The sequence below is a fragment of the Amycolatopsis sp. VC5-11 genome (assembly GCF_037034185.1).
Classification (GTDB): Bacteria; Actinomycetota; Actinomycetes; order Mycobacteriales; family Pseudonocardiaceae; genus Amycolatopsis; species Amycolatopsis nivea.
Window position 1 is genome coordinate 96,052 of the sequence record NZ_JBAGKF010000006.1, and the last position, 9,275, is coordinate 105,326.

Genomic DNA, 9,275 nt, shown 5'->3' on the forward strand with positions numbered 1-9,275 from the left:
CATGGGAGTCGAGGTCTGCTGGGACCCCGCGGCGAAGCAGCCGCCCGCGCGGGAAGCGGCGTTCAAGTCGATGACGGCGGCGACCGCGGGGGACAAGGACGGCTGGCTCGCGCTGTTCGCCCCGGACGCGGTCGTCGAGGACCCGGTCGGCCCGTCGATGTTCGACGAGGAGGGCAAGGGCCACCACGGCCCCGACGGCCTTTCCGCGTTCTGGGACAAGACGATCGGGAACGTCGAGAAGTTCGAGTTCGTGATCCGCGATTCGCACGCGGCGGGTTCAGAGGTCGCGAACGTCGGCACGATCACGACGTACTTGCCTGGTGGCTATCGCGTCGACACCGACGGGGTGTTCGTGTATCGGGTGAACGAGGACGGGTTGGTCGTTTCGATGCGGGCGTTCTGGGAGACGGAGCGGGCGATGGCGACGGCGCGGCAGGTTTGACGTCAGGCTGGGTCTGTTTCGGCGAAGTCGAGAACGTGTGTGGTGATGAGGTCGGGCTGCTGAAGCGTTAGCGCGTGCGTCGTTCTCGGCACGATTTCCGTGCTGATGCGGGGATTCAGCTTCGCGACCCGGGCGGCGACTTCGGACGCGCGATGGATATGGCTGCGTTCGCCGAGGACCAGGCGGACGGGGACTTCGATCGCGCGGAGTTCGTCGTCGGTGAAGACGTGCTGCGGCGGCAGGTGCGCCTTGTACTTCAGGCTGGCGAACAGCAAGGGCCGCAAGGTGCGCCGCACGGTCGGATCGCCGGCGACGATCCGGCGCTGGATCGCGGCGGGCAGGAGCCAGCGGAAGATCTCCCGGAAACTCCACAGGAGGAACTTCGGGACGCTGATCTCCGCGAAGCCGGCCGGTTCCAGGCCGATGACGCCCGCGATCCGGTCGGCGGAACGGGTCGCGAGGTTCAGCGCCAGGTACCCGCCGCGCGAAACCCCGGCCAGGTACGCCTTTTCCTGGCCGAGCGCGGCGAGGAGTTCAGAAAGCCATGCGGCGAGGTCGTCGTCGGTGCTGACGGAGACGGTCTCGACCGAGTGGCCCGGTTCGCCGATCGAATCGACGGCGTAGACCGGATGACGGGCGGCCAGTTCGGCGAGGTGCGGGTACCAGGACAGGGACGAGCCCATGATGCCGTGCAGCAGCACGATCGGCGTGCCGTGCCCGGGACCGCTGCGCCGGACGCGCGTGGGGCCGAACTTCGTCGGGATGTCCAGTTCCTCGGACGGAACCGGCCATTCTCGCAGGACTCGCGCGTAGACGGCGAAGTAGCGTTCTTGTGCTTTGCGGTCGGTGAAAGCTCCCGGCATCGTCCCTCCCCGAGACAGGTGCGCTTCCACCGTAGCAGCCCGGCAAGGGCCTCGGTCAGGAATTGTCCAGGCGCAGCAAGGTGTTCAGCAGGCTTCCGCCGGGCAGCCCCTCGTCGCCGAAGATCCGGTGCTGCACCTCGATCACGAGCGGCATCGCGGCGCGCAGGGCGGCTCCGCCGGAGTCGGTGACCTCGACGCGTTTGGCGCGGACGTCCTCGGCGCTGCGCGCGCGGGCGACGAATCCCTTGCGCTCCAGCGTTTTCAGGATCTGCGACACCTGCATCGGGTGGATGTCGCCGGACGTCGCGAGCCCGGACTGGGTCACCGGGCCGCCGGTGCGGTTGAGCCAGCCGGCGAGCGCGAGCGTCTGGAACTGCAGGTGCGTCAGGTCGAGCGGGGCGAGGGCCTGGTCGACCTCGCGGACGTAGCGGTGCACGACGCGCCACATGACGAATCCCACCGCGTTCTCGGGGGCGCCGAGCGAGGCGGTGGCGAAGAGTTCGGCGAGCGCGTCCTTGTCCATCGGGAGGCATCGTAGCGGTTGCCCGAAGATAGTAAACGCGTTTAGTATGAGACCGGACGGAGAGGAGCACGTCATGACTGACCTGCGGCTGGACTTCGGCCTGTACCGCTACGACAACACCCGCCCGCTGTTCGACGGCCGGGTCCGCTTCGAGGGCGTCGACGCGACCCTGCACACTGCCGACATCGTCTCGGACCTGTTCGAGCGGATGGTGCGGGGCAGGGAGTTCGCTGTCGCCGAACTGGGGCTCACGTTCTATCTGCGCACCCTGGACCTGCCGGATCCGCCGTTCGTTGCGCTGCCGGTGTTCCCGAACCGGCAGTTCCGGCATTCGGCGATCTACGTCAACGCGCGCAGCGGCATCCGGGAGCCGCGCGATTTGATCGGCAAGACGATCGGCGAGTTCGCGACGTACGGGCACGACGCGGGCGTCGTCGCGAAAGGCATGCTGTCCGACGAGTACGGCGTGCGGCCGGAACAGAGCCGGTGGGTGATCGGCGGATTCGACTGGCCGATGGAGTGGTTCGATTTCGTTCCGCGACTGCACCCCGCGGAAGTGGAGGTGCGGCAGGCTCCGGCGGGGAAAGCGCTCGGGCCGATGCTGGAGAGCGGGGAGATCGACGCGTTCATTACCGCGGATCCGCCGCGCGGCATCCGGGAGGATTCGCCGGAGGTGGCGCAGTTGTTCCCGGATTACGTGCCGGTGGAACGCGAGTATTACCGGCGGACCGGAATCCGGCCGATCATGCATGCGGTGGTCGTCCGGCGGGATCTGCTGGCGGAGAATCCGGGTCTGGCGGAGCGGCTGTATCGGGGGTTTGTCGACGCGAAGGAAGTCGCGATGGCGGATTACCGGCGGGGGCGCATTTTCAATCACATGGGCGATGCCGGGATGGTGCCGTGGTTCAGTGCGTTGTACGACGAGAACCGCCGGTTGTTCGGGGAGGATTGGTGGCCGTACGGAATTGAGAAGAACCGGCGGTCGGTGGAGGCTTTCCTGCGGTGGCACTTCGAACAGGGATTGTCGAAGAGGCTGATGAAGGTGGAGGAGATTTTCGTGCCGGAATTGCTGGATACCTAGTCGTTGCGCTGGCATGCTTCCGGATGTGGCGGACGAATGGTTCGAATACGACGGCGAGCTCGGCGAGACTGAGCGCCGCTTTGTCGAGGCGCTGCGGATTCGCGCGGCTCATTGGCGCGCGAGCCCGCTCGACAGCCGAGTGGATCCGCCCGACGCGGAGCTTCCGCTGATCGCTTCCCTGGACCTGTCCGATCCGGTCGCGCACTGCGTGCTCATGACCCTCGGGGTGCATCTGGACGGCCGGACCCTGCGCGGCGACGAGGTGCACAACCAGTTGTTCACCCTGCCGGACGAGCCGACCAAGCTGGCGTTCGCCGCGACCGGCGGGCCGGAAGACCTGGCGACGCGGGCGGCGAACTGGTTCGAAGCTGTCTTGCGTCGGCCGGTCGTGCGCTGCGAATGGACGCTCACGCGGCAGATCCACCTGTTCGCGGACACCGGGGAGATCGTCGGGGGCGGGGACGGCCGCAGGTTTTGCTCGCCCGGCCAGCTCGACCGGGTGGCCGCCACCGGTCGCCTCGACGGCGGACGCTGGGTCGACGCCGGAGGGTTCCGGCAGCCGGATCTCGTTGTCCGCGTCCGGTGATCAGGGCGGGTCGGTGAACGACGGCCGCTGGGTCAGGCGCCGCGGCGCTCCGCGGTCAGCAGGTCGACCGCGCCTGGCCGGATGCTCACTGTCCATCCGTCTAGGGGAAAGCCGCTCGCGACGTTCACCTTCCGCGGCGGGCGGGTGCCCGGCTACGACCGTGACCGGTGCGCAGACGCTGGCCGAAGCGCTCGCCGCGCATCCTGGCGATCATGCCCGGGCTTTTCAGGTCTACGAGGCGAAACACCGGCGGCAGGTGGACCCGAAGCATCGGCGCGTCAACCTTGTCGCCGCGCTGCTCGTTCCGCGGACTCGGCACGGGCTGGCACTGCGCAATACCGTCGGCAGAGCGGTCGGCCTCATCACCCGAAACGCCGTGACTGCCAAGGAGAACAGCTGCCGGGACCTCGGTCAGGCGAGGCCCAGTTCCTCGCGCAACCCTTCCCACGCGATGACGTCGTCCTCGTTCCCGGTGTGTGGCGCGGAAAACCAGTCCGCGTACTCGCGCAGTTCGGAGAGCCGCCAGTCGAGGGCGAACAGTTCCAGCATTGCGGGGTCCAGACCCGGGGTGCCGGGCAGGTCGGCGTAGTCGCGTTCGCGCGGGGCGACGGCGAGGGTTTCCCAGTCGACCAGGCGCAGGCCCTCAGGCGTGGCGACCTGGTTGCCGTGGTGGGGTTCGCCGTGGGTTGGGACCCAGGAGCCGCGCCGGGAGGCGGCAAAAGCGGCCAGTTCGAGGTAGCGGTCGTTCCAGCGTTTGATCGCGTCGCCGCGGGACGCGAGGGCGGTGCGGGCTTCTTCGGCCAGCGGGCCGGACGTCCAGGGTTCGGCCGTGCGGGCGCGCAGTTCGTCGGCGAAGCCGGGGCCGACCTTTGGTGCCCACTCGCGCAGTCCGGCGGGCGGCGGGGTGCGGTGCAGGGCGTCGAGCGCGGCGAGGATTGCCGGTTTGTCGACCTCGTCTTCCGCGGGGCTGCGGCCGTCCAGCATCGGGGTGACGCTGAGCGCACCGGCTCCGGTGTCGACGGTGAACCGGCCGGACCGCGTCGGCACCGGGGCGCAGACGAACTCCAGCCCGGCGGCGGCCAGTTCGGCGGCGCTCGCGTAGGTGCTTTCCAGCGACGCCGCGGTGTGCCGGGGTTCGAGCTGGTCCAGCGTGACGAACAGGGAGTCGGCGCGCCAGTGGTGCGCGCCGAAACCCCAAGGCAGGTAAGCGATCTCGGAGACGGGCTGCCACTGTTCGGCGAGTACGCGGGTGATGGTGTCGTCGGTGGGAAAGGCCGGTCGGGATCGCACAAAACGGATACTAGGCAACGCTTCGCGGTGGGAGCAACGGAGTTTCTAGAACAGCTCGGTCCGGTAGTTTTCGTCGACCACGTCGTACAGGCCGCCGTTCACGAGGTCGCCGAGGCTGTTGTTGATTTTCTGCGCCTGTTCGGCGATGGAGAGGGTGTAGAAATCGCCGCCGAGGGTCGCTGCCTCGGCGAGGCCGCGAGTGTCGCCCTCCCACAATTTCGCCCGGATGACAGCTTTTCCGCACTGACCGAACACTTCGCGCACGCGGACGACCGTCGCGAGGACCGCGGGTTTGTTGTCCGCGCTGAGCATGCTCAGCAGTTCCGGATCGTCGGTGACGAAGGCGTCGCCGTTGACGCGGATCACCTCGCGCAGGCCGGGCACGAAGAACACGAGCCCGATCGACGAGGTGGCGGTGACGTTCTCGAAGGTGTCGGCGAGCTTGTTGCCGGGACGGTCGGGGATGGCGAGCGTCCACGGGTCGAGGACCCGCACCGAACCGGGCGGGTCGCCTTTCGGGCTGACGTCCATCAGGCCGTCCGCGCCGAAGGTGGCGGCGCAGAAGAACGGGCTGTGCGCGATGAACCGCATGGCGAATTCGCCGAGCTGCGGTTCCTTTTTCTCGGCGATGAACTGGTCCGGGAAACCGATGATCTCCCGGATGCGCGCCATGGTGATCGGGCTGTACGCGTCGGCTGCGGTGGTCATGGGCTCTCCCGTCACAGGTCGAGGACGAGGCGTGGGGTGCGGGCGCGGGACACGCAGACGAACATCCGGTCGCCTGCCGCTTGTTCGCTCGGGGAAAGGATGCCGTCGCGGTGGTCGGGGACGCCGTCGAGCACCTTGGTCTCGCACGAGCCGCAGATTCCGGACCGGCACGAGGTCACCGGGCGGATGCCGGCCTTTTCCAGTGCGCTGACAATGCTTTCGTCGGCGGCGACGGACACGGTCTTCTTCGAGGCCGCGCATTCGACCTCGATCGGCTTGTTCTCCGCGGGCGGAGCCTGCGGGGCTTTGAAGCGTTCCAGGCGCAGTGCTTCGGCGGGCCAGTTCTCGGCCGCGGTGTCCAAATCGGACAGCAGCGAAGCCGGTCCGCAGGCGTAGACCTTCGCCCCGGCTTCGACGGGATTTTCCAGTGCGGACAACGAAATCCGGCCGATGGTGTCCGACGGATGGCAGTGCACGCGCTCGCCGTAGCCGCGGAGTTCGTCGAGGAACGGCATCGACGTGCTGGTGCGGCCGCCGAAGTACAGCTGCCAGTCGGCGCCCTTGGCCGCCGCGGTGCGGACCATCGGCAGGATCGGGGTGATGCCGATGCCGCCGGCCACGAAGACGTACGACTGGGCGGCGTGGAAGCCGAAATTGTTCCGCGGGCCCTTGATCGCGACGCGCTGGCCGGGGCGGAGAAACGCGTGCACGTATTCCGATCCGCCGCGGCTCGCGCGTTCCCGGCGGACGCCGATCCGGTAGTACGCGCGTTCGCCGGGCGGACCGCAGAGCGAGTACTGCCGTTCGACGCCGTTCGGCAGCACGAGGTCGATGTGCGCGCCGGGCTCCCAGTTCGGCAGCGGTTTCCCGGTGGCGGCCGCCAGGTCCAGCGAGACGACGCCGTCGGCTTCCCAGCGCAGCTGCCGGACGAAGACGTCCAGCTGCCCGGCGGTTCCGGCGTTCGAGGTCATCGGCTTCCCTCCCTTTGTTAACGTTGTTACTCCGCGCCTCGCCGAGAGTATTGGTAACATCGTTAACATGTCAACCGACACGAAACGGGCGGGAATCGCCGCGACGCGCGCCGAGCGGGCGGTGGCCGAGGCGCTGGACCTGGTCGACGCGGGCGGGCTGGAGGCCCTCACCATGCGCCAGCTGGCCGACCGGATGGGGCTGCACCTGCCCGCGATCTACCGCCTGTTCGACGGCAAGGACGCGCTGATCGACGAGATGGCCGAGGCGATCCTCGCCGGCGCGGTGGCGAAGCTGCCCGCCGGGGACGGCGACTGGAAGAGCCGCGTGCGGAGCATGGCCGCCGGATTGCGCACGGCGCTGCTCGCGCATCGGGACGGGGCGCGGATCGTCGGCGGGAACTACGCGGCGAAGCGCAGCAATCTGACCTTCGTGGACAGTCTGCTCGGCGGCCTGCTGGCGTCCGGGCTGCCGCGCAAGCACGCGATCTGGGCGACGAGCGCGGTTTTCTGCTTCGTGCTCGGCGAAACGCTCGAGGAGCAGGGCGCGACCGGCGACGAGGTCGAGGTGCTGAAGAGCGTGCTGGGGGCGCGGAAGTACGTGCACCTGGAGGCGGGGCCGGTGGAATCGATGCTCGATTTCGAGGAGCGGTTCCAGTTCGGGCTGGAGCTGCTGCTCGCCGGGGTGGACGCGGTGGCGGGGCGGCCCTAGTTACCGGCGGATTCCGTCCAGCAGGTAGGCGGTGCGCCGGTCGTAGGCGTCCCGGGCAGGCCGTTCGCCGTGCTTGAGGGCGAGGGCGTTGTCGACGACGAGCGCGTGGAGATCGCCTGCGGTGAACTCCGGCCGCACCGCGCCCGCGGCCCGCGCCGCCGCGACCAGTTCTTCGTTCGCCTCGCTTCCGACCCGGCAGATCTCCATGAGCTGCGGCGAGTGCGGATAGATCTGCAACAGGACGTCGTTGACGGCGGGCTGGCGGTACTGGAGGTCGCGCAGTTCGGTGAGGTAGGAGGCGATCCGCTCGCTGGCGTCGTCGATGGCCCGCGTGCGATCGATGACGGCGAACAGTTCCGCCGCGACGACCTCTTCGATCACCGCCTCGATGAGCCCGATCCGGCCGCCGAACCGGTTGAAGATCGTGGCCTTGCTGACCCCCGCCGCTCGCGCGACCTCCTCCAACGGGACCGTGAGGCCGCGGCCTTGGAAGGCGCCGATCGCGGCGGCGCGGATCTGCTCGGAATTGCGCCTGGCGTCGGCGCGCAGCCCGGACTCCGAAGGCACTTCGCCCTCCCTCTCGCTGTCGCCTCGCGGCGTAAGTTGACTCGCTTGGTCAGCTTACCTAAAGTCGGGAGAGGAGAAGTTGACCAGTGGGGTCAACTTAGATCTAGGGGCAGAAATGATCGTTGTCACCGGCGCTACCGGCGGGCTGGGCGGCACCACCGTCGAGCACCTCCTCAAGCGCGTACCCGCCGACCAGGTCGGCGTCAGTGTCCGGGATCCCGCGAAGGCGCAGCACTTCGCCGACCGTGGGGTGCGCGTGCGACAGGGTTCCTACGAGGATCCGGCCGCGCTGCGCGACGCGTTCGCCGGTGCGGAGCAGGTCCTTCTGGTGTCCGGCAACGATCCGGCCGCCGACCTGGTCAGCCTGCACCGAGGCGCCGTCGACGCAGCTGTGGCGGCCGGGGTCCGGCGGATCGTCTACACGAGCCAGCACGGAGCTGTCCCCGGAAACCCGTACAGGCCGTCGGACATCCACATCGCCACCGAAGCGATCCTCGCCGACTCCGGAGTCGCCTGGACCGCACTGCGCAACGGCGCCTACGGCCCGCTTGACCAGGTGCTCGGCCCGTGGCAGCGGACCGGCGAGATCGCGCAACCGGCAGACGGGCCCGTCCCGTACACCGACCGTGCGGACATCGCCGAGGCCACTGCGGTTGTCCTCGCTGGCACCCGCGTCATCGACGGCCCTGTCACGCTCGCCGCTCCGGCCGCGGTCACCTTCGACGACTTCGCCGGGATCGCTTCGCGGCTCACCGGTCGTAGCGTCAAACGTGTTGTCGTGGAAGACGAACGGTGGGTTGCCGACCAGGTCGCGGTCGGCGTCCCGGAACAGCTGGCGCGGCTGATGCTGACCTGGTACCAGGCTTCCCGCGCTGGCTATTTCGTCGAGTCCGGCACCCTGCTGGCGGAGCTTCTCGGCCGCGAGCCGCGCTCGGTCGCGGAGCGGCTTGCCGTCAGCCTCGACCCGGCTGCGGGCTGATTCCCGCCACCGCGATCCGGAACAGCCGGCTGGCTTCGGCGGCCGGTTCCGGATGGCGTTCGGTCGTGAGCGTGATGCCGACGATCAACGCGATCAGGTCGCCGACCGTCACCTCCGGCGAGACAGCCCCGTCGCGAGCGGCGCGGGCCACTAGCGGCGCCGCGGATTCCTCCAGCGTCATCGAGCAGGAGTTTCCGTGCGTCGGATCCGGCACGTCGTACGCGAGGGCGGCGGCGAGGCCGCGCGCGGTCACGCAGTAGCTGACCACGTCGTCCAGCCATTCCAGGAGTGCGCGGCGGCTGTCGGCTTCCCCCACTAGTTCTTGAGCACGCGCGGCTAGCAGCGCGATCCGTTCCTGCGAAACGGCTTCTAGTAGTGCGTGCCGGGTGGGGAAGTGCCGTCGCACGGTCGCGGAGCCGACCCCGGCGGTGCGCGCGATCTGCTCCAGCGACGCGTTCGCCCCGTGCGCAGCGACCTCCGCCTCGGCCACCTCGAGAATCCGCGCGTAGTTGCGCCGCGCGTCCGCGCGCTGCTGGCCGGGCATGGCGTGACCTCC

The 9,275-nt window shown here is 69.0% G+C and carries 12 protein-coding genes; 5 read left to right on the forward strand and 7 right to left on the reverse strand.

The features are described 5' to 3' along the window. The first annotated feature begins 1 nt into the window (after position 1). A complete protein-coding gene (locus WA670_RS19955) occupies positions 2-442 on the forward strand; it encodes a nuclear transport factor 2 family protein (protein WP_037814033.1) in 441 nt (146 codons plus the stop codon). Positions 443-444: 2 nt separating this feature from the next. On the opposite strand, the gene WA670_RS19960 is transcribed toward WA670_RS19955, so the two are convergent. Both WA670_RS19960 and WA670_RS19965 read right to left on the reverse strand, forming a co-directional pair. Next, entirely contained in the window at positions 445-1,305 is an 861-nt protein-coding gene (locus WA670_RS19960; RefSeq protein WP_134729578.1) for an alpha/beta fold hydrolase, read from the reverse strand. A gap of 55 nt (positions 1,306-1,360) precedes the next feature. Further along, entirely contained in the window at positions 1,361-1,828 is a 468-nt protein-coding gene (locus tag WA670_RS19965) for a MarR family winged helix-turn-helix transcriptional regulator (protein ID WP_037814027.1), read from the reverse strand. A gap of 73 nt (positions 1,829-1,901) precedes the next feature. On the opposite strand from WA670_RS19965, the gene WA670_RS19970 reads away from it, so the two are divergent. Both WA670_RS19970 and WA670_RS19975 read left to right on the forward strand, forming a co-directional pair. Further along, the gene (locus tag WA670_RS19970; protein ID WP_037814025.1) at positions 1,902-2,909 is read left to right on the forward strand and encodes a 4,5-dihydroxyphthalate decarboxylase; all 1,008 of its coding nucleotides are present in this window, start codon (positions 1,902-1,904) and stop codon (positions 2,907-2,909) included. Positions 2,910-2,934: 25 nt separating this feature from the next. Continuing rightward, positions 2,935-3,495: a hypothetical protein gene (locus WA670_RS19975; RefSeq protein ID WP_134663126.1), complete on the forward strand. Its 561-nt coding sequence runs from the start codon at positions 2,935-2,937 to the stop codon at positions 3,493-3,495. 411 nt (positions 3,496-3,906) lie between these two features. On the opposite strand, the gene WA670_RS19980 is transcribed toward WA670_RS19975, so the two are convergent. The 3 genes from WA670_RS19980 to WA670_RS19990 are packed head-to-tail and all read right to left on the reverse strand — an operon-like array spanning position 3,907 to position 6,464. After that, positions 3,907-4,785 carry a phosphotransferase family protein gene (locus WA670_RS19980; protein ID WP_336158495.1) on the reverse strand — a complete coding sequence of 293 codons (879 nt, stop codon included), beginning with the start codon at positions 4,783-4,785 and terminating at the stop codon, positions 3,907-3,909. Between the two features lie 45 nt (positions 4,786-4,830). Continuing rightward, positions 4,831-5,493: an MSMEG_1061 family FMN-dependent PPOX-type flavoprotein gene (locus tag WA670_RS19985; protein WP_336158496.1), complete on the reverse strand. Its 663-nt coding sequence runs from the start codon at positions 5,491-5,493 to the stop codon at positions 4,831-4,833. Positions 5,494-5,504: 11 nt separating this feature from the next. Then, on the reverse strand, positions 5,505-6,464 hold the full coding sequence (locus WA670_RS19990) for a PDR/VanB family oxidoreductase (RefSeq protein ID WP_336158497.1): 960 nt from the start codon (positions 6,462-6,464) through the stop codon (positions 5,505-5,507). A 67-nt stretch (positions 6,465-6,531) separates the two neighbouring features. Between WA670_RS19990 and WA670_RS19995 the strand changes: the two genes are divergently transcribed. Beyond that, entirely contained in the window at positions 6,532-7,173 is a 642-nt protein-coding gene (locus WA670_RS19995; RefSeq protein ID WP_336158498.1) for a TetR/AcrR family transcriptional regulator C-terminal domain-containing protein, read from the forward strand. Here WA670_RS19995 and WA670_RS20000 read toward each other — a convergent pair whose 3' ends face one another. After that, positions 7,174-7,740: a TetR/AcrR family transcriptional regulator gene (locus tag WA670_RS20000; protein WP_336158499.1), complete on the reverse strand. Its 567-nt coding sequence runs from the start codon at positions 7,738-7,740 to the stop codon at positions 7,174-7,176. 115 nt (positions 7,741-7,855) lie between these two features. Here WA670_RS20000 and WA670_RS20005 point away from each other — a divergent pair, with 115 nt between their 5' ends. Beyond that, on the forward strand, positions 7,856-8,719 hold the full coding sequence (locus WA670_RS20005; protein WP_336158500.1) for an NAD(P)H-binding protein: 864 nt from the start codon (positions 7,856-7,858) through the stop codon (positions 8,717-8,719). On the opposite strand, the gene WA670_RS20010 is transcribed toward WA670_RS20005, so the two are convergent. Next, positions 8,694-9,263: a TetR/AcrR family transcriptional regulator gene (locus WA670_RS20010; RefSeq protein ID WP_336158501.1), complete on the reverse strand. Its 570-nt coding sequence runs from the start codon at positions 9,261-9,263 to the stop codon at positions 8,694-8,696. The two genes, WA670_RS20005 and WA670_RS20010, sit on opposite strands and share 26 nt — an antisense overlap. Positions 9,264-9,275: the final 12 nt, after the last annotated feature.